Annotated in this window: 25 protein-coding genes and 1 tRNA gene; 24 read left to right on the top strand and 2 right to left on the bottom strand. The window is 45.2% G+C overall.

Translation table 11 applies throughout. The features are described from left to right. Nucleotides 1–167 precede the first annotated feature (167 nt). Nucleotides 168–668 (top strand): DUF4446 family protein, encoded by a 501-nt coding sequence (locus DC345_RS12285; RefSeq protein WP_076287182.1) that lies wholly within the window; start codon nt 168–170, stop codon nt 666–668. Here the strand turns inward: DC345_RS12285 and yyaC are convergent. Beyond that, complete coding sequence (yyaC, locus tag DC345_RS12280; protein ID WP_113053315.1) at nt 643–1,248, bottom strand: spore protease YyaC; 606 nt, start codon at nt 1,246–1,248, stop codon at nt 643–645. The genes DC345_RS12285 and yyaC overlap by 26 nt on opposite strands. 116 nt (nt 1,249–1,364) lie before the next feature. Between yyaC and DC345_RS12275 the strand changes: the two genes are divergently transcribed. From DC345_RS12275 to DC345_RS12260, 4 genes are all read left to right on the top strand, one after another. After that, nucleotides 1,365–1,628 (top strand): putative Se/S carrier protein, encoded by a 264-nt coding sequence (locus tag DC345_RS12275; protein ID WP_181586567.1) that lies wholly within the window; start codon nt 1,365–1,367, stop codon nt 1,626–1,628. A gap of 14 nt (nt 1,629–1,642) precedes the next feature. After that, the gene (locus tag DC345_RS12270) at nt 1,643–2,584 is read left to right on the top strand and encodes a mechanosensitive ion channel family protein (protein ID WP_113053314.1); all 942 of its coding nucleotides are present in this window, start codon (nt 1,643–1,645) and stop codon (nt 2,582–2,584) included. Beyond that, nucleotides 2,574–2,783: a DUF951 domain-containing protein gene (locus DC345_RS12265; RefSeq protein WP_113053313.1), complete on the top strand. Its 210-nt coding sequence runs from the start codon at nt 2,574–2,576 to the stop codon at nt 2,781–2,783. The genes DC345_RS12270 and DC345_RS12265 overlap by 11 nt, the downstream gene beginning before the upstream one ends. Before the next feature lie 111 nt (nt 2,784–2,894). After that, a tRNA-Ser gene (locus DC345_RS12260) sits at nt 2,895–2,985 on the top strand. A gap of 420 nt (nt 2,986–3,405) precedes the next feature. Here DC345_RS12260 and DC345_RS12255 read toward each other — a convergent pair. After that, nucleotides 3,406–3,600 carry a YjzC family protein gene (locus tag DC345_RS12255; protein WP_113053312.1) on the bottom strand — a complete coding sequence of 65 codons (195 nt, stop codon included), beginning with the start codon at nt 3,598–3,600 and terminating at the stop codon, nt 3,406–3,408. Nucleotides 3,601–3,801: 201 nt separating this feature from the next. Here DC345_RS12255 and rpsF point away from each other — a divergent pair, with 201 nt between their 5' ends. From rpsF to dnaB, 19 genes are all read left to right on the top strand, one after another. Further along, nucleotides 3,802–4,095, top strand: a complete 294-nt coding sequence (rpsF, locus tag DC345_RS12250; protein WP_024629534.1) for a 30S ribosomal protein S6 — start codon at nt 3,802–3,804, stop codon at nt 4,093–4,095. 48 nt (nt 4,096–4,143) lie between these two features. Further along, entirely contained in the window at nt 4,144–4,629 is a 486-nt protein-coding gene (gene ssb, locus DC345_RS12245; RefSeq protein WP_024629535.1) for a single-stranded DNA-binding protein, read from the top strand. Between the two features lie 55 nt (nt 4,630–4,684). Further along, entirely contained in the window at nt 4,685–4,957 is a 273-nt protein-coding gene (gene rpsR / locus DC345_RS12240; protein WP_062327715.1) for a 30S ribosomal protein S18, read from the top strand. A 220-nt stretch (nt 4,958–5,177) separates the two neighbouring features. After that, nucleotides 5,178–5,771, top strand: coding sequence for a M15 family metallopeptidase (locus DC345_RS12235; RefSeq protein ID WP_113053311.1), 594 nt, complete (start codon nt 5,178–5,180; stop codon nt 5,769–5,771). Between the two features lie 732 nt (nt 5,772–6,503). Further along, nucleotides 6,504–7,502, top strand: coding sequence for an ABC transporter ATP-binding protein (locus tag DC345_RS12230; RefSeq protein WP_113053368.1), 999 nt, complete (start codon nt 6,504–6,506; stop codon nt 7,500–7,502). A gap of 4 nt (nt 7,503–7,506) precedes the next feature. Further along, entirely contained in the window at nt 7,507–8,439 is a 933-nt protein-coding gene (locus tag DC345_RS12225) for an ABC transporter ATP-binding protein (RefSeq protein ID WP_113053310.1), read from the top strand. Between the two features lie 7 nt (nt 8,440–8,446). Continuing rightward, nucleotides 8,447–9,409 carry an oligopeptide ABC transporter permease gene (gene opp4B, locus DC345_RS12220; protein WP_099857737.1) on the top strand — a complete coding sequence of 321 codons (963 nt, stop codon included), beginning with the start codon at nt 8,447–8,449 and terminating at the stop codon, nt 9,407–9,409. A 29-nt stretch (nt 9,410–9,438) separates the two neighbouring features. Continuing rightward, entirely contained in the window at nt 9,439–10,344 is a 906-nt protein-coding gene (locus DC345_RS12215) for an ABC transporter permease (RefSeq protein WP_113053309.1), read from the top strand. Nucleotides 10,345–10,363: 19 nt separating this feature from the next. Beyond that, nucleotides 10,364–12,190, top strand: coding sequence for an oligopeptide ABC transporter substrate-binding protein (locus tag DC345_RS12210; protein ID WP_113053308.1), 1,827 nt, complete (start codon nt 10,364–10,366; stop codon nt 12,188–12,190). 248 nt (nt 12,191–12,438) lie between these two features. Continuing rightward, complete coding sequence (locus DC345_RS12205) at nt 12,439–13,329, top strand: D-alanyl-D-alanine carboxypeptidase family protein (RefSeq protein ID WP_113053307.1); 891 nt, start codon at nt 12,439–12,441, stop codon at nt 13,327–13,329. Nucleotides 13,330–13,493: 164 nt separating this feature from the next. Further along, nucleotides 13,494–15,914: a S9 family peptidase gene (locus DC345_RS12200; protein ID WP_258530640.1), complete on the top strand. Its 2,421-nt coding sequence runs from the start codon at nt 13,494–13,496 to the stop codon at nt 15,912–15,914. A gap of 234 nt (nt 15,915–16,148) precedes the next feature. Beyond that, entirely contained in the window at nt 16,149–17,738 is a 1,590-nt protein-coding gene (locus DC345_RS12195) for an MFS transporter (protein ID WP_113053305.1), read from the top strand. Nucleotides 17,739–18,058: 320 nt separating this feature from the next. Further along, nucleotides 18,059–19,093 (top strand): LCP family protein, encoded by a 1,035-nt coding sequence (locus tag DC345_RS12190; protein ID WP_063567370.1) that lies wholly within the window; start codon nt 18,059–18,061, stop codon nt 19,091–19,093. 184 nt (nt 19,094–19,277) lie between these two features. Further along, nucleotides 19,278–19,703: a CBS domain-containing protein gene (locus DC345_RS12185; protein ID WP_063567369.1), complete on the top strand. Its 426-nt coding sequence runs from the start codon at nt 19,278–19,280 to the stop codon at nt 19,701–19,703. A 264-nt stretch (nt 19,704–19,967) separates the two neighbouring features. Next, nucleotides 19,968–20,270: a MazG-like family protein gene (locus tag DC345_RS12180; protein ID WP_024629547.1), complete on the top strand. Its 303-nt coding sequence runs from the start codon at nt 19,968–19,970 to the stop codon at nt 20,268–20,270. 5 nt (nt 20,271–20,275) lie between these two features. Further along, a complete protein-coding gene (locus tag DC345_RS12175; RefSeq protein ID WP_076287681.1) occupies nt 20,276–21,187 on the top strand; it encodes a DUF2232 domain-containing protein in 912 nt (303 codons plus the stop codon). Nucleotides 21,188–21,198: 11 nt separating this feature from the next. Beyond that, entirely contained in the window at nt 21,199–23,187 is a 1,989-nt protein-coding gene (locus DC345_RS12170; protein ID WP_113053304.1) for a DHH family phosphoesterase, read from the top strand. Next, the gene (gene rplI / locus DC345_RS12165; RefSeq protein WP_024629550.1) at nt 23,184–23,627 is read left to right on the top strand and encodes a 50S ribosomal protein L9; all 444 of its coding nucleotides are present in this window, start codon (nt 23,184–23,186) and stop codon (nt 23,625–23,627) included. The genes DC345_RS12170 and rplI overlap by 4 nt, the downstream gene beginning before the upstream one ends. A gap of 1 nt (nt 23,628) precedes the next feature. Beyond that, on the top strand, nt 23,629–24,990 hold the full coding sequence (dnaB, locus tag DC345_RS12160) for a replicative DNA helicase (protein ID WP_062327745.1): 1,362 nt from the start codon (nt 23,629–23,631) through the stop codon (nt 24,988–24,990). Nucleotides 24,991–25,017 lie beyond the last annotated feature (27 nt).

The raw sequence follows: 25,017 nt of genomic DNA, 5'->3' as shown, positions 1-25,017 counted from the left end.
AACGAGTGATTAGCTGTATGAGTTATCTGGTGAATAATAAGGGTAAGCTTGAGGGTTACATGAGAGCGTTGGATGGCTTTTCTTAGCTGAATGGATCGATGATGTGGAGTACGTTTGAAGCTACAAACGTTAACCTGAACAAACCAACAGAGGGGTAGTTGCACTACATGGCTGAATTAAATGAGCTGATTCTGGAACAGCTGATATGGATTATTGGCGGCATGGCATTACTTTTGGTGATTTTGCTTATCATAAGTATTGCTCAAGGCGCAAAGCTACGGAAGTTTAAACGGAAATATGAGGCCATGATGGCTGGCAGTGGAGTGGAAGATCTGGAGTCGCTGTTAATCAATCTGAAAATTCAGATGGACAGCATTGAGGATGAGCATACACTGCAAACGGATCAGTTACAGACTGTCATGCAGAAGTTGACTCGCATCCAGGGTAAAGTGGGCGTGAAACGGTATAACGCTTATGGGGAGCTTGGCAGTGATCTGAGTTTCTCCATGGCAATGGTTAACGATAGCCAGGACGGTATGGTGCTCACTGGTATCTATAATCGAGACGGTTCCTATGTATATGCTAAACCTCTTAAAGGGGGAGAGTCCACGTATACTCTTTCCCCTGAGGAGAAGGAAGCCATTACTCTGGCACAGCAAGCAGAGTAGAACGGGTATGCCATTCGCGAATGGCGGAGTAGAGACTGCTGGATATAATCTCAGACATACGCATGACGAGACTGAGACGTGTGTTCTGTAAAACAAAGTATTCCATAAAGCCGCCGACGTTAACGATACCTGTAAGATGGATATCGCCGACCGGCGGTAATTCTTTATTTACACCTGCTCCTGGTTTGAGCGGTCCATTCACGACCTGGATACATCCAACACTCGAGGACTGCCCCAGACATGCATCAATGCCGATCACATAAGGGTTGTGATGTGTGTTGTGTATTTTGTGAAGGGTGTCCTGCAGGTTCATTGCATGTACGGGTTCATCCAATGTGCCATAGAGATGGAATAGAGGGCTGTCCCACTTGGCAAGCGATGAGCCGACGAGTGGGCCGAGGCAGTCCCCGGTAGAGCGATCTGTACCGATACAGACGACAACTACATTTTGCAAAGAATGGGCTTTATAGAGATGGAACATTAAACGATGAATGATGGCTGAGTGAATGCCTGGATCTGTATGTGGGATTTTCAGGCTGGTCATGTCTTGAGATGAGAATGAATGCGAAATGGGATTCATAGGATCTATCCTTTCCCTTGGAATAGTAGTAACAGTATATGGAAGGATAGAGCGTTTTATACTTCGAGAGGACAAGCTTTTTCAAAGGGATGAATGTATCGCGAAAGGAGCAGGACATGGACGAGTGGATTGATGATTGGATGCTGATCGCTTTTGATTCCACCCAGCAGGCGCTGCGGGCAGAAATGCTGCTGGAGTTTGCCGAGATTGAGATTGACTTATTTCCTACCCCGAAAGAGATCACTGCGGGATGTGCTCTATGTATTCAGTTTCCAAAAGAAGATCTGGAGAGAGTGAAACATATCATTCGTAACGAATTTGTGGAGATCCGAGGCCTCTATTTCAAAACTACTGACAGCTATGATAACATACCCATGTAGAGGAGGTTTGATCTATGTTGCCATTTAAGTTTGCTGAGGGCGATCCTGGCCCGGATGTGAAAGAAACAATAAATAGTGCAGTTCGCTGGACAGACCAATTATGGGACAAAGTCGCCGATGCAGATATGTGGTTTAATATTCTGTTCAGTTCGATCCGTATCATTATTATTTTCATTATTACGCGTATTGTGATCAAGATTGTATCACGTATTATAGATCGCACGATGGCACGTAAGCAGGAAGGTAAGATTCGCGTCAACCCTCGGAGATTTATTACGGTGGGAGAGTTGATGAAAAATGCGACCTCCATAACATGTAATTTCATTATGATTCTGTTACTGTTATCTGAGATCAATGTGAAAGTTGGACCATTGTTAGCGAGTGCGGGAGTACTTGGACTGGCTATCGGTTTTGGTGCCCAAGGATTGGTGAAGGATGTTATTACGGGTTTCTTCATTATATTGGAGGATCAATTCGCAGTAGGCGATGTTATTCAAACAGGTACTTATAAAGGAACGGTTGAGGTCATTGGCCTGAGAACAACCAAGCTGGTTAGCTGGCAAGGTGAGGTGCACATCATTCCAAATGGTACGATTGCAAGTGTAACTAATTACTCGATGTCGAACTCCCTTGCAGTTGTGGACATTCCGATGAAGGGTGAACAGACCCTGGACGAGTCAGTGCACTTGGTGAAACGAGCGTTGACTGGAATTGAGGATCGTGACCTGAACATCGTTAAAGTACCTGACGTACTTGGTATCCAGTCGATGTCTACCTCGGAATATGTGGTTCGCATTGTTGCTGAGTGTCTGCCGAACTCCAGAGCCTCTGTAGAGCGCCAAATTCAGAGTGATGTGAAGAAAACACTGGAGTATCATGAGATGAGCAATCAAGCAGCATTAGAGCAAGCAGCAGCTCAGGAGAAGGATGAGGGGGATGGCATAGGTGGAGCGTAAAAGTTTCCAGCTTGGGGACATTGTGCAGATGAAGAAGCAGCATCCATGTGGCAGCAATGAGATGGAGATTATCCGGATGGGCATGGATATTCGCATCAAATGTGTAGGATGTAAACACAGCGTATTAATACCCAGAGCGAAATTCGAGAAAAACATGAAAAAGGTGCTTCGTTCGGCAGAGGATTCGGCTGAATCCTAATGAAAAATTGCGGTAATGTTACTCTTTTCGCACTCCATAATAACGTTTACATGTAGGCATGGCTTAGGTATTGCGTTCTGTAAATGATCATGCTATAATCATTATTGCTGCGGAAAGGTACCCAAGAGGCCCAAGGGGGCTGACTCGAAATCAGTTAGGCGTGTCACAGCGTGCGTGGGTTCGAATCCCACCCTTTCCGCCACTAAAGATCTTGCTTGAAATTTTAATTGAACAACTTACTCAACGTGTGTTGAGCTTTATACATGCAAAAAGGCCTTCCAAATGGAAGGTCTTTTTATTTTTTAATTTTGTCGTCTGATAACCATTTGTAATTGAAAAAACAAAGAGCCCCTAAGGGCTCTTTGTTCGGCGATGCATTCGGTTTGTTAGGAAACAATCGGTCGTAACGATCAGAAACTGGGTGTACTGCATGTAGCAATACTCGTGCTTCAGACAAAGGCCTTACACACAACCATCTTGCTTCTTAAATTACGTGATGAATCTCCAACAGCGAATGTTCGGCTTCGTTGTCCAACGGAACCACACCTCTCTCGTGCATCGCCTGATTGTATTATGTGCATTAGTACGTTTTATATACGGCAGTTTGAAATAATCTTTACACTTAGTGGACGCGGGCTTTGGTCAGCTTCTTCCACTTGCGATTCTGATTGCTTGTTTCAGGAAAAGCTTCACCCTTTTGCAGGGTTACCCGTTTCGGATTGTTAATCTCCGTATGAAAGCTCTTCTCACCAACCTCGGTGTACTCGCCATCGTTTGGAGCTTTGTCTCCTGGTTCAAAATCGGTTTTTTCGCCCATGATAAAACCTCCTTGGCATAATGGATTTCAATGTTGCTTCTGTAGTGTGCTCCATTGGAGTTATGATCATGTGTAATAAGAATAGGGAACGTTTGCTTGCATTGAGACGTCATATTTGTTATATTAATATAGTTCGAGTTTGTGCTCGTTCCTTGCTCTCAACCTAGATTGAGGGCCAGAGTCCATAAGGAGGTGAAAATTATGCGCAAATATGAAGTGATGTACATTATTCGTCCTGATGTTGAGCAAGAAGTTGTTCAAGCTACAGTCGATAAATTCCAAGGCATCATCTCCAACGGCGGTGGTGAAGTTACAGCTCACGACGTTATGGGTAAACGCCGTCTTGCGTATGAGATCAAGAAATTCCGTGATGGTGTTTATGTTTTGGTACACTTCACTGCTGAACCAGCAGTAGTTACTGAACTTGAGCGTCTCATGAAGATTTCTGACGAAGTAATTCGTTATCTCATTACAAACGACGTTAAGTCTGCTTAAGACAACTCGTGATCAACGCACCAATACGCTCTGAAGGAGGGGATTACATTGTTGAACCGTGTCATTCTGATCGGCCGGTTAACCCGGGATCCTGAGTTGCGTTATACTCCAGCTGGAGTAGCAGTTACGCAATTTACTTTGGCAGTGGACAGACCGTTTACAAGCCAAGGGGGAGAACGGGAAGCGGATTTCATTCCGGTCGTAACCTGGAGACAGCTTGCTGAGACTTGTGCAAACTATTTGCGCAAAGGACGCCTAGCTGCAGTCGAAGGACGCATTCAAGTACGGAATTACGAGAATAACGAAGGAAAACGTGTATACGTGACCGAAGTCATTGCCGATAACGTCCGTTTCTTGGAGTCAGCTAACCGTGATAATAACGGTGGCGGCGGTGGGCAACCAATGCGTGAAGAGCCTTCTTACGGAGGCGGCGGGCGCGCGAACAATAACAATAATTCGCGTAGCAACAATCAGGATCCTTTTTCCGATGACGGAAAACCGATTGATATATCGGATGATGATTTGCCATTTTAACGTGAACCGACACTCTTAGAGTGATTGGCTAAACGATAGGAAAGGACTGAAAAGCATGAGCTTCAAGCAAAGAGAAGGCGGAGACAACGATAAAAGACCGGCTCGCCGTGGCGGCCGTAACAAACGTCGTAAAGTGTGCTTCTTCACAGCTAACAAAATTACTCACATCGATTATAAAGATACGGACTTGCTTCGTAAATTTATCAGCGAGCGCGGAAAAATTTTGCCACGCCGTGTAACAGGTACTAGCGCTAAATATCAACGCATGCTGACGATTGCCATCAAACGCTCCCGTCAAATCGCATTGCTGCCATACACAACTGAGTAGTCTTACTCAGCATGGATACAAAGCAGTCGGCTTATAGCCGGCTGCTTTTTTGCATCTAAAAATAATTAAGGTGGGTTATCTCCTGGTAATTGGATTTCGTAAGGAGCTGCGACGATAGAAGCAATTATGACGTAAATGATTTATAATAGAGTCTTATTATATTGCTGATATCAGATAGCGTGAGTATGAACGAATATAGATTCCATCATCAGGAGATAACATGAATACATCCAAACGTAAAGTAAAACAGAGACGCAAGAGTAGTCTGCGATTTTGGCTCGTAGCTACATTTTTGCTTTCCATTATATATGTGTGGTTACAGCAAAAAGGAGATACCTATGACATATGGCCACGAAACAACGTGCAAGAAGCATTACCGATCACAGAACTTCACCCGGTAGTTGCGGAAAGTGAGAAGTTGTTGGTTCGAAAGGCAGCTAGAAGAGGAATTGAAGTCGTGATTACACATGATTTTCGCAGCATTGATGAGCAAGATGCTCTCTACAATCAAGGACGCTCCATTGCCGGAAATATCGTTACCAACGCCAAAGGGGGAGAATCCTATCACAACTATGGTTTGGCCATTGATTTTGCCTTGCGGACTCCTGAAGGAGATGTAGTGTGGGATATGGAACGTGATGACAACGGCAATGGAAAGGCAGATTGGCTGGAAGTTGTGGACCTAGCCAAAGAACTAGGGTTTACGTGGGGAGGAGATTGGGCTAACTTTCCGGATTATCCTCACTTGCAGATGGACTTTGGATTAAGCATTAATGATTTGAAGCGTGGGAAAAGACCTCCAGACACACAGTAAATAGGATACTATATATACATCTATATGTATAAATATTAGAAAAGCCTTGCATTTTGCAGGGCTTTTTTCTTTCTTTTGTAAAATAAATGATAAAAGATGACAATTTGTTCTTTACATAAGCGATTAAATGAAACTATACTATAATAACTAGAAATTTAACTTCAATCCATTAGTAATATCTAAATTACACCTCTAAAAGTACAGAATTTGGGTGGAAATCATTTTTACTTCCAAATTGAATATGACCTCTACAATTCCCTCATACCTAACATAATAGTTTGTTATATCTACATTTCTAACATTTAACTACACAACTCGTGTAATAGTAATGTCATATATTTAGATAATTAGTATTTTTAAGATTTAAACTCTTCCATCAAAAGCAACCGATTGACTCTAAAATTCCTTGATTTATTCCCTTTAAAGTATAACTAATACCCAAAACTGTGCTATAAAAAACATTTATACCATAAATCTCAAATTAAGCATTGACGTCACCTAAATTTACACGTATGATTACATTAATTATTTTGCATTATAATCCCGCTAGGAATTGTCAGCATTAATTGACCAACGGTCTAAATAGCAGTCGTCAAAAATGGATTCTCCTAATGATTTGGTATTTTGTATACACTTTCGTTCGTTATCTTCAAGAACATGGAAATATACAGTGGATGCATTCTTCTACACATGAATACATTCTGCAGAAATTATGGGGTTAGGGTGATTGATTTGAATACAGAGCTATTGGAAGTCAGAAATCTAACTACATCATTCAGAATTGAAGATGACTATTATGCAGCAGTTGATCACGTTAACCTTACGGTTAAAAAGAATGAAGTATTGGCTATTGTAGGAGAATCAGGATCGGGCAAAAGTGCTTTTGCTTTTTCGATAATGGGTCTGCATAACAAAGCCAAAATTGATGGGGAGATTCTGTACAAAGGGCAGAATATTGCTGGTATATCTCCCAACAAATTAAACAAACTTCGCGGTAAAGAGATGGGAATGATCTTTCAGGACCCGCTTTCCGCATTAAATCCTCTGATGGTGATCGGTGAACAGATCGAAGAGATTCTGACACTGCATCAACCCAAGCTATCTTCGAAAGAAAAGAAAGACAAAGTCATTGATTTACTCAACCAAGTAGGGATTCCGCGTCCCGAACAATTATACAAGCAATATCCTCACGAACTATCGGGTGGTATGAGACAGAGAGTTGTTATCGCGATTGCGATTGCCAATAAACCTGAATTGCTGATTGCCGACGAACCAACGACAGCTCTTGACGTTACAATCCAACTACAAATTCTGGAGCTTATCCGCGAATTGAAGAACGAGATAAACGCAGGAATCATCCTGATCACGCATGATCTGGGAGTCGTTGCCGAGATGGCTGATCGCGTAGCAGTTATGTATGCAGGAGAAATTGTGGAGATTGCAGACATCTATACTCTTATGACGGATGCCAAGCATCCATATACACGTTCTCTACTAAACTCTATTCCAACTATCTCTGAAGAAAAATCGAAGCTTCATGTCATTCAAGGCATTGTTCCATCACTGAAAAATCTTCCTCGTCAAGGGTGCCGATTCAAGGCTCGAATTCCATGGATAAGTGATTCGGCTCATGAAGAAAACCCACAGATGCATGAAATTGCGCCAGGGCATTTTGTACGGTGTACCTGTTATCAGCACTTTCATTTCCCTGATCAAGCTGAGGAGGAATAACATAATGGCATTACTCGAAGTAGAAGGACTAAAAATTCACTTTCCGATTCGCGGAGGGTTGATCAAGCGTGAAATTGGTAACATCAAAGCGGTTGATGATGTGAGTTTCTCCATTGAACAAGGGCAAACGTACGGCCTTGTAGGTGAGTCAGGCTCAGGCAAAACGACTACGGGTAGAGCTGTTATTGGCTTAAACCATGTGACAGCCGGGAAAATTCTTTTCAACGGAAGAGATCTGGCTACAGAGAGGCGGAAAGATAGACAACTGCAGCGTGATGTGCAGATGATCTTTCAGGACCCGTACTCTTCGTTAAATCCCAAGAAACGTGTTATCGACATCATTGCTGAGCCACTCCGCAATTATGAACGACTGACGGCTACTGAAGAGAAACGTCAGGTCCGTGATCTTCTGGAGAAGGTCGGATTAAGTCCCGAATCGATCTATAAGTATCCTCATGAGTTTTCTGGAGGCCAGAGGCAACGGATTGGTATTGCGCGTGCGATTGCATTGAAGCCAAAGCTGATTATCGCAGATGAGCCAGTATCCGCGCTCGATGTATCTGTACAAGCACAGGTGCTTAACTTCATGCAGGAAATTCAAAAAGAGTTGAATCTGACCTACTTGTTCATCAGTCACGATCTCGGCATTATCCGCCATATGTGTGATCAGATCGGAATTATGTATAAAGGTCGGTATGTTGAGCAGGGCACAACGGATGATATTTTTGAGAATCCACAACATATCTATACCAAGCGTTTAATAGCAGCCATTCCGGATATGGACCCAACCAAACGTGAAGAAATGGTAGCCTTCCGTCAGCAGGTCAAATCCGAGTATGAACATTCATACCGAAACTTCTTTGATGAGGAAGGGCTGGCATACTCGCTCCAATCCATTTCCGATACTCACCGAGTAGCTCTACCTCAGAAAGGTTGAAGACCATATGTGGAAAACGATAGTACGCAGAATTATCATTATGATCCCTCAGATCTTTTTGCTTAGCCTGTTGGTCTTTCTGATGGCCAAGGCGATGCCTGGGGATGCACTTACCGGATTACTCGATCCGAGTATTGATCCAAAAGCGCTGGATGAACAGCGGGAACGGCTGGGATTAAACAATCCATGGTATGTACAGTATTGGGATTGGATCAAAAATGCTGCACAAGGTGATTTCGGACAATCTTTCCGATTCAAAATGCCAGTGTCTGATCTGATTGGTCAACGTGTAGCCAATACGTTCTGGCTTGCACTGGCGACACTCGTGTTTACCTATCTGATTGCCATTCCACTTGGCATTATCAGTGGACGTTACAACGATACCTGGTCTGATCGGTTGATCACAGGTTACACCTACTTGGGCTTTGCAGCCCCGTTGTTTATCTTCGCACTGGTGATGTTATGGATTTTTGGATTCCATTTTGGTTGGTTCCCAACCGGGGGAAGTGTGGAACCTGGACTTACGCCAGGCACATTCAGCTATATTACAAGCAAATTCTATCATTTGTTATTACCATCACTATCCATGGCATTAATTGCAACGGTATCTACCGTCCAATACTTGCGTAGTGAAATTATCGATATCAAGCACAAGGAATTCGTTCTTACTGCGAGAGCCAAGGGTGCTTCGGAATCTCGAATCTACAACAGGCATATTTTAAGAAACTCGTTGTTGCCGATCGCCGCATTTTTCGGGTATGAGATTACGGGACTTATCGGAGGTACCATCTTCATTGAGAGTATATTCAGTTATCCAGGTATGGGACAGTTGTTCTTGAATTCCATTTCTCTTCGGGATTTCAGTGTAGTAACTGCACTCGTTCTGTTATATGGCATAGCTACAATCCTAGGATCGTTGCTGTCTGATATTATTCTGGGTATTGTTGATCCGCGTATCCGGATCAAGTAAGAACTTGAAGATTTCGGGGTGAAAATAAGATGAGCAAGGCCAATGATGTCGTTATAACTTCACAGAAGATTGATAAGAGCCCCTCCAGCTTGAATATCTTGTGGCGGGAGCTTGTCAGAGATAAGGTGGCACTAATCTCGCTCATATTTTTGGGACTGGTCATACTGCTGGTCTATGGTACTTCTTTAATCCTGGATCAAGCTGAAATTGTTAAGGTAGATTTGTTCGCTTTATATGAACCGCCTTCCGCGCAGTATTGGCTGGGAACGGATTACGGCGGTCGTGATGTGTTCGGACAACTGATTATCGGTACACGTAACTCTCTAACCATTGGTATTATCGTCACGCTAATGACGGGTTGTATAGGTATCCTGGTGGGTCTGTTATCCGGTTACTTCGGTGGAATGATTGATAACCTGTTTATGCGCGTTGTTGATTTCTTCATGATTCTTCCGATGCTGATGATTGTTATTGCGTTTGTTACTGCAGTACCCAAATATAATATTGTATCTTTCTCATTAATCATGACAGCTTTTCTCTGGATGGGGATTGCCAGGTTGATCCGCTCGAAAGCATTGCAGGAACGGGAACTGGACTATGTAAAAGCTTCTAAAACATTAGGTTCGTCCCATCTTAAGATTATGCTCTCACAGGTTCTTCCTAATCTTAGCTCCATCATCATCGTAACGATGACGTTGAATCTCGCTGCCAATATTGGCCTCGAATCGGGACTGTCCTTCTTGGGATTTGGATTCCCGGAAAGTACACCCAGTCTTGGAACACTCGTAAGCTATGCTCGTAATCCGCAAACACTGGAATACAGATGGTGGATATGGCTACCTGCGTCAGTACTTATTCTGGTATTGATGTTGAGTATAAATAATGTCGGACAAGCCCTGAAGCGTGCGACTGATGCAAGACAAAGAAGAGGTTAAAAAAAGGGAGGAAAGGTTCATGAAAAAGGGATTATTTTCACGGGGACTATTTTTCACGATGATGTTGGTCTTCGTACTTGCGCTTGCGGCGTGCTCAGAGAAAGAGGCGGCAACACCAACGCCTTCTACGAACACAGGGGAAACAAAAACGGAGGAAAAGCCTGCTAACGAAGAGGGCGTATACTCCATCGACGACTTCAACAACGTTAAAACGAATGAAGGCACTGCAATTGAGGGTGGATCCATAACATACGGACTTGTATCCGATACTGCTTTTGAAGGAACTTTGAACTATACTTTCTATTCCGGTAATCCGGATGCAATGGTTCTGCAATGGTTTGACGAAGGTTTGCTGACTTGGGACAAAGACTATGTATATACCAACGATGGTGCAGCAACGTATGAAACATCGGAAGATGGCAAAACGTTCACACTGACGATTCGTGATAATGTAAACTGGCATGACGGCAAGCCTGTAACGGCTGAAGATTTGCAGTTTGCTTATGAAGTTATCGGTAACAAGGCTTATGATGGCCCACGTTACGATTCCAACTTCACAAGTGTAGTAGGTATGGATGATTATCATGCTGGAAAAGCAAAAACAATCTCTGGAATCAAAGTTCTTAGCGAAAAACAAATCAGCATTACGTACAAGGAATCTACACCTTCCCTGCTGACAGGTGGCGTATGGACATATCCGCTGGCTAAACATATCTTTGGTGATATGGATGTAGCAAAAATGTCTTCTTCCAAAGAAGTACGTGAAAAACCAATCGGTTTTGGTGCATTTAAAGTGGAAACAATCACTCCAGGTGAGTCTGTAACTTTCGTTAAAAATGATGACTACTGGCGTGGGGCTCCAAAACTGGACAAAGTGACTTTGAAAGTAATCAACCCAACAACGGTTGTTCAAGAATTGAAATCTGGCGGGGTAGATCTCGTGGATTCATTCCCGACAGATCAATATAAAGATAATGCCAATATGTCCAACGTTGAATTCCTGGGTGCAATCGATCGTGCTTACACCTACATTGGCTTCAAACTGGGCACATGGGATGCGGACAACGGCAAAGTTGTAACAAACCCGGATGCAAAAATGGCTGACAAAAATCTGCGTAAAGCGATGTGGCTTGCTGTAGATAATGACCAAGTTGGTAAACGTTTCTATAACGGTCTGCGTTGGAATGCAACAACACTGATTCCGCCGTCTCACCCGGAATTCCATGATTCTAACAATCCAGGTGTAGCGTATGATCCAGAAGCAGCGAAAAAATTGCTCGATGAAGCAGGTTATAAACTGGATGGAGAATTCCGTACAAAACCAGACGGTTCTCCTCTTGAAATTAACTTTGTATCGATGACAGGTGGCGATACAGCTGAACCACTGGCACGTTACTACGTTCAATCGTGGGCAGCAATTGGTCTGAAAGTAAACCTGGAAATGGTTGAGTTCAACAACTTCTATGACCGTGTAGGTAACACAGGTAAAGATGATCCGAATATTGATGTGTATCAAGCTGCTTGGGGCGTAGGTATTGACGTAGATCCAGCAGGTCTGTATGGGCGTGATGCACTGTACAACTTCTCCAGATTCTCCAGTGAAGAAAATGACAAATTGCTCGCACAAGGTGTGTCTGCTGAAGCTTTTGACGTAGACAAGCGTAAAGAAATCTACAACGAATGGCAGCAGTACATGGTTGATGAAGTTCCTGTATTCCCGACACTGTACCGTGCTGTTGTAGCACCAGTGAACAAACGTGTAATGAACTACGCGATTGGTGACGGAACAGGACTCTACTTGAATGACATTCAAGTTAATGCAGACAAAGCTGTTGTAGCAGAGTAATAAAACTTTAGCAACAATAAGGATTGGGGTCCTTAAAAGAATTCGGTTGCTAGATCTAATTGAAAAGATTCTTCTAGGTATGAATAGAAAAAGTCTTAAAAACATGGATTTCGTACACTCTGGCATGGGGGTATGGGGTCCATGTTTTTTTTGGTAACAAAAAAATAAAAAAAATTTAACTTTTTTTCAAAAAAGTGCAGACAAAATGCCTCTTCACTTCGTCTATATCTGTAAGAGGTGATTTTCCGATGAAAAGATGGTGGATACGGGCAGGAATGCTACTGGCTCTACTGGTCATTATATATTTGGGTGTAAAACCGGACATGCTGGTGGGCAAACCGGGAATTAAAGCCGAATCGGCTGTATTAATGGATATGAACTCCGAGCAGATTCTAATCAACTTTAACGGTTCTGAAGAGATTGCACCTGCAGGGATCAGCAAATTGATGACAGAACTACTGATAATGGAGGCCGTAATTAACGGAGAATTGCGTTGGGACGACCCGGTGAATATCAGCCTGTATGCAAGTTCAGTAGGTGGTAACCACCTGGGTTTGAAACAAGGCGAGCAATTTACTGTGCAGGAGCTATTCCAGATTGTGGCGGTCTATTCCGCGAATGATGCAGCTATTGCTCTAGCTGAACATATCAGTGGGACAGAGCAGACTTTTACACAAAAGATGAATCAGAAGGCTACCGAGATCGGTCTGTCTGACAAGACGGTGTTTACCAATGCAACAGGTTTAAGCGAAAAACAACTTGGTCCGAATCGTCCGAAGGAAATACAAGGGCAGACTGTAATGACCGCTGTAGATGCGTGCAAGCTTGCTCGTTATCTGCTAAATAACTACCCCGAAATATTGAGAGTTTCCAGCCAAATGCAGGTATCGATGCACCAAAAAGGAATGTATTTGAGCAACACCAACTGGATGCTTTCCTCTATTGGCGGACCCTATGCTTACGATGGCAACGATGGATTGAAGACCGGATATGATGAAGAGTCCGGCTATCACTTCGTTGGAACGGCTGAGCGAGATGGCAAGCGACTGATCTCCGTTGTACTGGGTTCGGATAGTCGTGAAGGACGTTTTATCGAGACACGAAAGTTATTTAATTATGGATTCTCCGGTTCAAAGTAAGGGATATTTGAATATTACATGACATGTTATACAAGACAATGCTTTGTAATGGAACTTTGATTGGTTCCACGCTGTTAACCAATGGTGGATCATGGTAAAATGATTTACGTATAATTCCAAATTATGATGTAATTCACTTTAAAGGGGGAACTAGCTTGAACGCAATGAGTAAAAAGGTATATGCTCTCACGCTTAGCATGGCGTTGTCCATCGCTCTGATTCAACCAGCGGTCCAGGCAGCAGAAGCGGTGAAGCCTACGGCGACAGTCGCTGAATCCATTGCTTCGAAGGCAACACAGACACTACAGCAACTGGGATACATAGATGGCACAACAGATGGAATGAGAGACTCACAAACGCCAATTACTCGTGCTCAGGCGGCAATCATCCTGCAGCGTGTACTTCAACTGGATGCTCCAGCGTCTCTTACGGGTTTCGCAGATGTGTTGGCTAAGGATGAAGCTGCTCCTGCGATTTACGCGCTGAAGCAAAGTGGTCTTATTCAAGGACAAGCCAAAGGTTATGCACCAGATGCACCTCTCACAAGAGCACAGATGGCATCATTGTTTACTCGGGCATTTGAACTGAAGGATAATGGCATTCAGGTTGTATACAGTGATATGGCGCAGATTCCCAAGGTACATACGGAGGATGCCATTCGTCTGAAGCAGCATTTTATTATTGAAGGTAGTGCGTTTAACGCCAAAAATTCAGTGACTCATGGTGAGTTTGCTGATGCGCTGTACCTCGCTCTTGGACTTGATGTGCAGTCAGAGGGTCTCACGCCTCTGGAAGACTTCTTCAAACAGCCGGCTCAAGCAGGATTCCAAATGTCTCCGGATGGTAAACATCTGGCTTACATGGAGCCGTGGAACAACCGAATGAATATTGTGGTAAAAGAAAATGGTCAGGACAAGTCGGTACGTATCACAAGTGAGACTGAACGCAGTATAGCGGGATTTGTATGGGCGACAAAGGATAAGCTGTTGTATGTAAAGGATGAAGCAGGGGACGAGAACTATCATATTTATGTAACGGATATCGATGGGAAGAACAGCAAGGATCTGACACCCTATCTGAATACAAGAGCGATTCTGGTAGACTCGCTGGAGAATATTCCGGATGAAATTCTAGTAGGGATGAACAAACGTGATCCGCGGATCTTTGACGTGTACCGAATTAACATTAAAACAGGTGAGGCTGTGCTTGCTGCAGAGAACCCGGGCAATATTACGGGCTGGCTTACGGACCATGAGGGTAAAATCCGTGTGGCCATATCGAGTGATGGCAACGTCTCTTCGTTGATGTATCGTGAATCGGAAGATAAAGCATTTGAGAATTTGATGACCACCAAGCTGGGGGAAACCTTTGCGCCGGTGATGTTCACGTATGATAACAAAAACATCTATGCTGTATCCAATCTGGAGCGGGATAAAACAGCGATTGTCGAATATAGCCCAAGCAGCAAAAAAGTAACGAAAACCATCTATGAAAATAAGGATGTGGATGTATCCAGTTTCGTTCCTTCTAAAGAAAAAGGCACAATCCTTGCAGCTGTCTATGAGACTGACAAGGTTAACTATGAATACTTCGATAATGATTTCAAAAAATTGATGCAGGATATTCAGGCAAAAGTTCCGGGTAAAGAAGTAAGCATTTCAAACATAAGTGAAGAAGGTCAGGTTCTGTTCATTGCGTATAGCGATAAATCTATGGGCACCTATTACTTCTACGATTCCAGAACGGGTAAGCTGGATAAGTTAGCTGACGCGGCACCTTGGATCGATGAGAGTAAAATGTCGGATGTAAAACCCATTACGTACAAGTCACGTGACGGCTTAACGCTTCATGGTTATCTGACGCTTCCACAAGGAGCCGAGGCTTCTCAATTGCCACTGGTGGTTGTTCCCCATGGTGGACCTTGGGCACGGGATTCGTGGGGGTTCAATCCGGAAATTCAATTTCTTGCAAGCCGTGGTTATGCCGTACTACAGGTGAATTTCCGTGGCTCTACTGGATACGGCAAGGAATTCCTGGATGCTGGCAACAAAGAGTGGGGTAAAGCGATGCAGAACGATCTCACAGACGGTGTAAATTGGCTGGTTGAAGAGGGAACGGTTGATGCGAAGCGTGTAGCCATCTACGGTGGATCTTATGGCGGATATGCTGCTCTGGCAGGACTGGCATTCACACCAGAAGTGTATGCCGCAGGAATTAGCTATGTCGGGCCATCTAATCTGTTCACGCTACTGGATTCACTCCCACCTTACTGGGAGTCGGAGCGCAACATGTTCTATGAACGTATGGGTGATCCTGAGAAAGACAAGGAGCTGCTGACAGCTGTCTCACCACTGTTCCATATTGATCAGATGAAAGCCCCATTGTTCGTGGTACAGGGTGCTAATGATCCGCGTGTCAAACAGGCTGAGTCTGATCAGATCGTGGAGGCTCTGCGCAAGCGTGGAGTGGATGTGCCTTATATGTTAAAAGCCAATGAAGGACATGGTTTCGGCAATGTTGAAAATCAATTGGATTTATATCGTGCCATTGAGAAATTCCTGAACCGCCAACTAATGCAGCAATAGTAGCTTAGTTCAACAAGAAGGCCGTCCCACGGGTTCCATTCAGCCTGAGGGACGGCCTTATTTGTTGGAGCAGGGAATTGAGTGAGGTATACAAGCATATTATCAAATTGACATATGAAACCCTTCTGTTTTAAAATGACCAGTGAGTCATTAATGTTCGAGTCGGTTTAATATATATGTATCAATACAGCCTTACGCTACTGGATTGCAATCTGATTGGGGAGGAAATATGTGATGCAAAAACAAATGAAATGGCCGCTTATCCTATTTGCTATCGGGGTGTTTATGGCTGCGCTGGATAACGGAATTATTACGTCGTCTCTGACGACTTTAAATGCGTCGTTTGGCGTGTCGCCGACGTGGGGAGCATGGACAATTACGCTTTATACGCTCGGACTTGCGGTGAGTGTGCCAATTGCGGGTAAGCTCTCCGACCGTTATGGACGCAAGAAGCTGTTTCTGATTGAAGTGGCTTTGTTCGGAATTGGGTCTTTACTCGTTGCGTTAAGCACATCGTTTACCTTCTTCCTGATTGCTCGTGTCATCCAGGCGTTGGGTGGTGGCGGGATTTTTATCATTGCGAGCTCTTACGTATTAAGCAAGTTCCCGGCGGAGCGTCAGGGTACAGCCTTGGGTCTTCTGGGAGGGATGAACGGGGTTGCAGCGATTCTTGGGCCGAATATTGGTGCTTTTATCCTCGACATTACGGGGAATTGGCACTGGTTGTTCTTGATCAATGTACCGATCGCCATTTTGTTGTTTATTGCAGGTATCCGTTATATTCATGAAGAACAGGAGCTGAGCCGTAAGGCAGTGGACTGGAGTGGAATCGCGGTCCTGACGCTGGGTGTGCTCAGTCTGATGTACAGCTTCAGCAACCTGGATGGCGTAAATATGCTGCAAAGTCTAGGCTCACCGACGTTCTATGGTTTCTTCTTGGCAGGTGTGGTGATTCTGGTCCTCTTCTACTTTCTTGAAAAAAGGCTGGAAGGATCACAACGTGAACCTGTTGTATCTACACAGCTTCTGGGCATTGCGTCCTTTCGTTGGACGTTGCTGATTGCCTTTTTCTCAGGAGCCATTCTGGCATCTGTGATCTTTATTCCAGGCTTTGTTGAGCAGTACCTCGGGGTATCCAACACAGCCTCCGGCTACTGGTTTACACCGCTTGCTCTTGCTTCAGGCATTGGTGCGGGTGGTGGTGGTTATCTGGTTGACCGCAAAGGGCCAATCTGGACGTTATCTGTAGCAGGATTGCTGTCCGCTATCGGCTTCCTGCTCTTCCCGCTATGGGTAGAACATATCTCTCAATTCGTGATTGCGAGTGTACTCGTGGGGATAGGCTTCGGTATGATGCTGGGAGCTCCGGTCAACGTGCTCGTTACTGAACAAGCGGGTGAGAACAACAAGGGGATTGCAGTAGCGACCAGTTCCTTGTTCCGTCAGATGGCTATGGCGATCGCACCAACCATTTTTGCCGGTTTCCTGGCCCGCTCGTTCTCCAACCTGGGTTCCAATATTCAGCAAGGTTTCGCAGATCAGGGCATTCAGGTGCCGCCCGAAGCACTTCAACAATATGCTTCTGGCGGTGCAGCTTCAGGAAGCGACATTTCCAGCATAACCGAAGGACTGTCCCAAATCCCTGATCCGGGCATTCGAGATGTGCTGCTTCAGGCTCTACATCAGACAACCGGCGAGGGGTATAATGGGCTGTTCTGGTCTGCGGTTATTTTCAGTGTACTCACGTTAATCGCTGCGCTTATTACAGGACGTCAGCGTCATAAAGAGAAGAGGAATCGGGTGGAGACAGCCTCAACAAACTGAATGGATGGCCATTCCACATCAAGAGAACAGTGCGCCTTTTGCCAGTAAAAAAAGGCCGCTGTTCTTTTCAATTTAACCGTATTGTAACTTTTCATCATCCAGCAATGATTACAATAGAACGAGCGTGAGCGGCGTTTTCTTTTCAGATAGAGAAAACTTCAGAGAACACCGTGTCACAAGCCATTGCGCACGTTTAATGGTAAGTATATAAGTTGAACGGATCATTAACACTGTACCGTTGCGGGGTCAGGATAAGTTAAATTCAACTTATATAATAGTAGTATCGAATTTCATTTTGACAGTGAAGAAGGAATCGATGGATGACAAGCAGAACTAAAGATAAGAAGAAGAAAAGAAGAAAAGGTCTATATATAACGCTCGTATCGCTCGTTGTTTTGTTAATCGGGGGCTATTTGTTTCGTCAGCAGCTTGCTGTAGCGGCCTTCGATCTGTTTCTCGCTGGTTCAGTAGAAGACCAATTGTCCCGTTCCTATGTACCACAGGAGGGCAACAATACGCCTGACCCAACAGTATATCGCAAAGAACCGTTCTCGGTGTTGCTGCTAGGCTCAGACAAACGTGCCTATGAGAAAACACGTGGGCGCTCAGACACGGTCATCTATGCCGTTGTTCGTCCGAAAGAATCTCGCGTACTCCTGGTATCCATTCCACGTGACACCTATGTGCAGATTGTTGGACGTGATGCCAACAAGGATGGCGAGGATGATTATGACAAGCTCGCGCATGCCTACGCCTTCGGTGGGGAGAATATGTCTATCAATACGGTGGAAAAATTTCTCGATGCGGATGTAGGTTACTATGCAACGATTAACTTTGACGGGATCAAAAAAGTCGTGGATGCGCTTGGTGGCGTGAAGCTGCCGATTGATGAGGACATTGTGAACAAGAACCCTGAACATGTGCAGTTCACAATAGAAGGTGGTAAGCCGATCTACGACGGGCAGGAAGCACTTTACTATGTAAGATACCGTGAGGATAGCGATTTTAATCGCACCAAACGGCAGCAGATTTTCCTGAATGCCATGGCGAATGAGATGCTTAATCTGAACGCCATTAGTAAAATCCCTGAATTGATTCAGATTATGGGAGACAGCTTCCAGACGGATATGCAGCCTTCCTTCATTATTGATCTGGCCAAGCAGGTATTGACTCAGGAAAAACCGCAGATCTCAAGCTTCACTATTTTGGGCGAAGGGATGCGGAAAAACGGAATTTATTATGGCAAGGCAGATGAGAAAGACGTCCAATATGCCAAAGAGCTGATTAACAACTGGATGGATGAGTCGACCCCAGCCGGTGAAGTGATGATTCCTGACCGGCAGAAGATCGAGTAACCAATTCCATACAGCCGTTATGTTTTTGACAACGATCAGCAGTGCGTTTATTGGCGGGCTGCTGTTTTTTTTACTTTGTAGAAGGAATCATGTCCTTTTGGAACATCTTGCGTTCTAATGCGTACTATGTAAGTTGAATGTAATAAGCTGACTGATGAAATTCATAAGGAGGATACTTAAGGGTATGAACATCGCATTTTTTTTGCTGCCCAAACAAGAAGTTACGTGCGTAACGTCGGATTCTACTCTGCGGCAAACGTTGGAACGGATGGAATATCATCGGTTCACGGCGGTGCCCATTTTGAATAAGGAAGGCAAGTATATCGGCACGGTTACCGAAGGTGACCTGTTATGGTATATGAAGAACGCCGAGGGAAAGATCACATTTGAAAACGCTTCAAAATTTCTGCTCAAGGACGTTCCACTTCGGTTGGATATCAAACCGGTATCCATAGAAGCCAACATGGAGGATTTGATTAATTTGGCCAAAGTTCAGAACTTTGTGCCGGTTGTTGATGATATGGAGCGTTTCATTGGGATCGTAAGACGGAGTCAAATTATTGAGTATTGCGAGGGTATTGTGGCCAAGGAATCCATGAAAGTGAAGTAAGTCGAAACAAATTTCGATATTGTTGCAGCAACGTGGATAATCACAGCCGTCCGGTATCATGTTAAACTTAAGGAGAGCTGAACAAGAGCGAACTTAAATGAGTTTTCGACAAGATAAAATACGAATTCGTTCTACGGGGTCCCCGCAAAGTACCTGAGATAAGTTTCGGAGGACTTCTCCGCTTTTTGGGGTAATTTTGCGGCCCCCCTTTTTATGCTATAATGGAGAATAAAGCTTTTTCGGGGGAGAGTGACTTTCGCCAATATGCCTAAAGAACTGGATGTAGCCAAACGCGCTAAAGTGATTGAATGGCTTAAAACCGAAGTACTTGATCAGGTATCCCGATTATTCAAAGCGTTATGGGAAGGCAGTACAACCCGAATCGGGGACAGTCTCGCCAGTTTGATGATGAGTAGTTACATATTGGGCCGCAGGCTCGGTATTCCTTTCAAGGATCTGGATGCACTGCTTGTTGAGAAATTGAAAAAGCATAAACAGGAAGGTCACCAGTTGGAAGATTGGTACCAGGATATTTCCGCGCTAGAAGATCACATGCGTAAGAGGTGAATTTGTTGAAATTTAGCTTTAAATCAGCTGTCTGGAGCGTAGTTTATCTGCTCTTGCTACTTTCGCTGTTAACTCCTTTATCGGTTCTGGCCATATTTTTCATGATGATACCTGGAGTTATTTTGTTTGCTTCATTACCGGTAAAATCATTCATATGGCATCTCGTCCCAGTGGCGATTATTTTGGTCATATTTAGTCCGATTTATTTGTTATTACTGCTTTTGTTCACTCTGCCCGCCATTGTTATGGGCAATGCGTACAAGAAAAAAAAGTCAGCCCTATTCGCCCTAATGGTAGGAAGCGGAGCCATGCTGGCCGAATATCTGTTGGTCCTGTTGATTGGAAGTGTAATCTTCCAGTTTGATTTGTCGAGTTATATTGATGATGTCGTCAGATTGACGATTGAACCGCTGACGAATTCATCCAGTCAGATGGTAAATGGGTTTGTATGGACACCTGAAATGACACAGGATGTCGCAAGACAGACGCAGCTTATGATTCCATTCGCCTTGGTGGTCACGTCTCTGGTCATGGCTCTAATCACACATCTCATTGCACGTCCGATTCTGAACGTTATGGGTGTGGTTGTACCGAAATTTCCACCTGCGCGTGAATGGCGTATGCCGCGTGCCCTGATCTGGTATTACTTCCTGGCATTGTTGTTCGAAGTGATATCCAGACAGAGTGACGGATCGTACTGGACCATGATTGCCATGAACTTGTCGCCTCTAATCAATTTGGGCTTCATGATTCAAGCTATCGGCTTCTTCTTCTTTCTCTCACATGCAAAGAAATGGAATCCGGTTGTACCATATTTGCTGGCGGCAGCAGTCTTCTTCATTGGACCGCTGCGGATTATCGGGATTATCGATCTGGCGTTCCCGCTTCGCGAGGCAATATCGAAACCAAAACGATAGGGTGATGAGTCATGCCTAAATTTCTGAAGAAACGCTGGCACGGCTACTATACCGTATGGGCGTTCATACTGCTGCTTTTGCTTGTTATGTTCGTGACCATCTACAACTGGACGCTTGGTTTGATTAGTCTGATACTGGCTTCGGCGCTGGGAATCGTCATGATTAAGGCGGAGCTCGCGTTCCGTCGTGAGCTTAACGACTACATTAATGGCCTGTCCATTCGGATTAAGCGAATGGAGGGAGAAGCGGTCAGCATGCTCCCATTCGGTATTGTGCTGTACAGCGAAGATCGTACCGTAGAGTGGCATAATCGCTTCGTCGCGGACATGTTCCAAGAGAAGACGATGGTAGGCAATCCGCTGCAAAATTTATTTCCTAAACTTCCTCAACCGAAGGAAAAAAAGGATGGGACCAAGGAGCCGTCCAAGGAACTTCATGACGAATTCCAACTGGATGATCGATATTATGGTGTTATCCATAATCCGCAGGAACGGTATGTATATGTCTACGAGATTACGGAGCTAGCCATTCTTCGTGATAAATATGAGAATGAACGCATTGCACTGGGCATTCTGGTTCTCGATAATCTGGACGAAGCAGCCCAAGGCATGGACGACCAGCAGCGAACTGCACTGATTGCCCGCGTAACAAGTGAGATCACGTCCTGGGCGAAACGGTATGAGGTGTACCTGCGCCGCCTCTCTTCTGATCGTTATCTCATGATGCTGAACTATAAGTCTTTGCAGGAACTGGAGCAGAGCCGGTTTGTCATTCTGGATGAAGTCCGTGAGATGACCGCTGATCTTAAGGTGCCAATGACACTAAGTGTAGGACTGGCATTTGGTTCGGATTCCATCAGTGAGATGGGAGAACTAGCTCAGTCCAGTCTGGATATGGCACTTGGCCGTGGTGGTGACCAGGCTGCCGTCAAATCTGGACAACGGTTGTCCTTTTACGGTGGGAAGTCTAACGCGGTTGAGAAACGTACACGGGTAAGAGCCCGGGTTATCGCACATGCATTGCGTGATCTGATGCAGGAGAGCGACCGGGTAATTATCATGGGCCACAAAATGCCTGATATGGATGCGATTGGTGCGTCTATTGGGGTATGGAAAGCGGCAAGTCTGTACAATGTGGAAGCACGAATTGTACTGGATGGGCCCAATCCTTCCATTGAACGCATGATGGAACAGGTAAATAAGGATGAAAAGCTGTCAAAAGCCTTTGTATCGCCGGAACAGGCCACCCAGATGATGACGGAGCATACGTTGCTCGTTGTTGTCGATACACACAAGGCATCCATGACAATGGAGCCGAAGCTGGTTCAATCCGCTACGCGTGTCGTGGTTGTGGATCATCACCGTAGGGGTGAAGAATTCATTAACGATGCTGTGTTGATCTATCTGGAACCATATGCCTCCTCGGCAGCAGAACTGGTGACTGAGCTACTCCAATATATTCACGACAAGGTGCAATTTACTCCACTGGAAGCGACGGCATTATTAGCCGGGATTACGGTGGATACGAAGCATTTTGCACTCCATACGGGATCGAGAACGTTTGAAGCGGCAGGCTTCCTGCGTCGTAGTGGTGCAGACACCATTATGATCCAGCGGCTGATGAAAGAAGATTTGTCAGAATATATTGCTAAGGCAGAAATCATAAAGCATGCTAAAATGGTATACGGGAACATTGCGCTGGCGGTCACAGACCCTGGCAACAAGATTCCACAGATGATGATCGCCCAAGTGGCGGACACATTGCTCAATATGACCGACGTGGTCGCTTCATTTGTCATTAGTGAACGACCGGATGGACTGATTGGCATCAGCGCGAGATCGCTGGGTCGCATGAATGTTCAGGTGGTCATGGAACGACTGGGCGGTGGCGGACATTTGACGAATGCTGCCGTGCAGCTTGAAGGAACGCTTGGAGAGGCGGAAAAACGGCTGACGAACGTACTGGCTGAAATCGAAAAGGAAGAGGGTTTGTTCGAATGAAAGTCATTTTTATAAAAGATATGAAGGGTCAAGGTAAAAAAGGACAAGTGAAGGAAGTGTCCGAGGGATACGCACAGAACTTCCTTCTGCCACGGGGAATCGCACGTCCAGCAACAGATGGAAACATGAAAACATTGGATAACCAGAAGGCAGCGGAAGACAGACGTAAGCAGGAAGAGAAAGCAGAAGCGGAAGCTCTGGCTAAAAAGCTGGAAGCTGAAGTGACTGAACTGAAAGCAAAATCTGGCGAAGGCGGCCGTCTGTTCGGAGCAATCACGAGCAAACAAATCGCAGAAGCTCTGGCAGCGAAAGGTCTGAAAGTCGACAAACGCAAAATTGAGCTGGACGAGCCTATTCGCACACTCGGCGTAACACAAGTCACCGTCAAGGTTCACCCTGAAGTGAAGGCTACCTTGAAGGTACAGGTAACGGAAGAGTAAGATGGGCGGCGAAATGTTATTCGACCGGATTCCCCCACAGAACCTGGAAGCCGAACAGGCCGTGCTGGGTGCAATCCTGTTGCAGGGCGAAGCCCTGATTACAGCGATGGAACGGGTGCAAACCGAGGATTTCTATGATAAACCCCATCAATTAATTTTTGAAGCGATGATCCAGCTTGGCGAGGGAAATCAGCCGATTGACCTTGTGACACTGACTTCGCTGCTGAAGGATAAAGGCGAGCTTGAGGACATCGGCGGCGTCAGTTATCTGGCGAAGCTGGCTCATGGTGTTCCGACTGCCGCGAACGTGGATTATTACGCTCAGATTATCGAAGAGAAATCCATGCTGCGTCGCCTGATTCGTACAGCTACGCAAATTGTGAGTGAAGGATACACGGGTGGTGAGGATGTCGCGGCTATGCTTGGAGAAGCAGAGCGGCGCATTCTGGAGATTTCCAACCGACGTTCCAGTAGCGGTTTTATAGCCATTCAGGATGTACTGATGGAAGTATTCGACCGCGTGGAGACGCTGCATCAGAACCGGGGAACGACGACGGGCATTCCGTCAGGGTTCATCGATCTGGACAAGATGACCGCCGGATTCCAGCGGAGTGACTTGATTATTGTAGCTGCACGTCCATCTGTAGGTAAGACCGCCTTTGCCCTGAACATCGCTCAGAATGTAGCCATTCGAGCGCAGGAGACGGTTGCGATATTCAGTCTGGAGATGTCAGCCGCACAGCTCGTACAGCGTATGATCTGTGCAGAGGCCAATCTGGATGCGGGTGTCATGCGTATGGGTGACTTCAAAGGTGACGAAGATTGGCAGAAGCTGACGATGGGTATTGCAGCCTTGAATGAAGCCAATATCTACATTGACGATACGCCAGGGATCACCGTAGCTGACATTCGTGCGAAATGCCGTCGTCTCAAGAAAGAGAAAGGCCTTGGCATGATTCTGATCGACTACCTTCAACTGATTAGTGGACGCGGTAAAGCCGGCGAGAACCGTCAGCAAGAGGTATCCGAGATTTCGCGTACACTGAAACAGATTGGCCGGGAACTGGAAGTTCCGGTTATTGCCTTGTCTCAGCTGAGCCGGGGTGTAGAGCAGCGTCAGGATAAACGCCCGATGATGAGTGACTTGCGGGAATCGGGTTCGATTGAGCAAGATGCCGACATTGTTGCGTTCCTATACCGGGATGACTACTATAACCAGGAGACCGAGAAGAAAAACATTATCGAGATTATTATCGCCAAACAGCGTAATGGTCCGGTAGGTACGGTGGAACTGGTCTTCCTAAAAAACTTTAATAAATTCGTTAACTACGAGCGGGCACATAATGATGCCTTTGCCATGTAGGGGACAGGCACAGACTGCTTCCATTGG

It is taken from the genome of Paenibacillus taichungensis, from assembly GCF_003287275.1.
GTDB classification, from domain to species: domain Bacteria; phylum Bacillota; class Bacilli; order Paenibacillales; family Paenibacillaceae; genus Paenibacillus; species Paenibacillus taichungensis_A.
The sequence above is the reverse complement of the archived record's forward strand: the minus strand, read 5'-3'. Positions and strand labels throughout refer to the sequence as shown.

What these genes read in the sequence shown, in the direction of transcription:
- DC345_RS12285 (WP_076287182.1), top strand. Translation starts at nt 168, where the DNA reads ATGGCTGAATTAAATGAGCTGATTCTGGAACAGCTGATATGGATTATT.
- yyaC (WP_113053315.1), bottom strand. Translation starts at nt 1,248, where the DNA reads ATGAATCCCATTTCGCATTCATTCTCATCTCAAGACATGACCAGCCTG.
- DC345_RS12275 (WP_181586567.1), top strand. Translation starts at nt 1,365, where the DNA reads ATGGACGAGTGGATTGATGATTGGATGCTGATCGCTTTTGATTCCACC.
- DC345_RS12270 (WP_113053314.1), top strand. Translation starts at nt 1,643, where the DNA reads ATGTTGCCATTTAAGTTTGCTGAGGGCGATCCTGGCCCGGATGTGAAA.
- DC345_RS12255 (WP_113053312.1), bottom strand. Translation starts at nt 3,600, where the DNA reads ATGGGCGAAAAAACCGATTTTGAACCAGGAGACAAAGCTCCAAACGAT.
- rpsF (WP_024629534.1), top strand. Translation starts at nt 3,802, where the DNA reads ATGCGCAAATATGAAGTGATGTACATTATTCGTCCTGATGTTGAGCAA.
- rpsR (WP_062327715.1), top strand. Translation starts at nt 4,685, where the DNA reads ATGAGCTTCAAGCAAAGAGAAGGCGGAGACAACGATAAAAGACCGGCT.
- DC345_RS12235 (WP_113053311.1), top strand. Translation starts at nt 5,178, where the DNA reads ATGAATACATCCAAACGTAAAGTAAAACAGAGACGCAAGAGTAGTCTG.
- DC345_RS12225 (WP_113053310.1), top strand. Translation starts at nt 7,507, where the DNA reads ATGGCATTACTCGAAGTAGAAGGACTAAAAATTCACTTTCCGATTCGC.
- opp4B (WP_099857737.1), top strand. Translation starts at nt 8,447, where the DNA reads ATGTGGAAAACGATAGTACGCAGAATTATCATTATGATCCCTCAGATC.
- DC345_RS12215 (WP_113053309.1), top strand. Translation starts at nt 9,439, where the DNA reads ATGAGCAAGGCCAATGATGTCGTTATAACTTCACAGAAGATTGATAAG.
- DC345_RS12210 (WP_113053308.1), top strand. Translation starts at nt 10,364, where the DNA reads ATGAAAAAGGGATTATTTTCACGGGGACTATTTTTCACGATGATGTTG.
- DC345_RS12205 (WP_113053307.1), top strand. Translation starts at nt 12,439, where the DNA reads ATGAAAAGATGGTGGATACGGGCAGGAATGCTACTGGCTCTACTGGTC.
- DC345_RS12200 (WP_258530640.1), top strand. Translation starts at nt 13,494, where the DNA reads ATGAGTAAAAAGGTATATGCTCTCACGCTTAGCATGGCGTTGTCCATC.
- DC345_RS12195 (WP_113053305.1), top strand. Translation starts at nt 16,149, where the DNA reads ATGCAAAAACAAATGAAATGGCCGCTTATCCTATTTGCTATCGGGGTG.
- DC345_RS12190 (WP_063567370.1), top strand. Translation starts at nt 18,059, where the DNA reads ATGACAAGCAGAACTAAAGATAAGAAGAAGAAAAGAAGAAAAGGTCTA.
- DC345_RS12185 (WP_063567369.1), top strand. Translation starts at nt 19,278, where the DNA reads ATGAACATCGCATTTTTTTTGCTGCCCAAACAAGAAGTTACGTGCGTA.
- DC345_RS12180 (WP_024629547.1), top strand. Translation starts at nt 19,968, where the DNA reads ATGCCTAAAGAACTGGATGTAGCCAAACGCGCTAAAGTGATTGAATGG.
- DC345_RS12170 (WP_113053304.1), top strand. Translation starts at nt 21,199, where the DNA reads ATGCCTAAATTTCTGAAGAAACGCTGGCACGGCTACTATACCGTATGG.
- rplI (WP_024629550.1), top strand. Translation starts at nt 23,184, where the DNA reads ATGAAAGTCATTTTTATAAAAGATATGAAGGGTCAAGGTAAAAAAGGA.
- dnaB (WP_062327745.1), top strand. Translation starts at nt 23,629, where the DNA reads ATGGGCGGCGAAATGTTATTCGACCGGATTCCCCCACAGAACCTGGAA.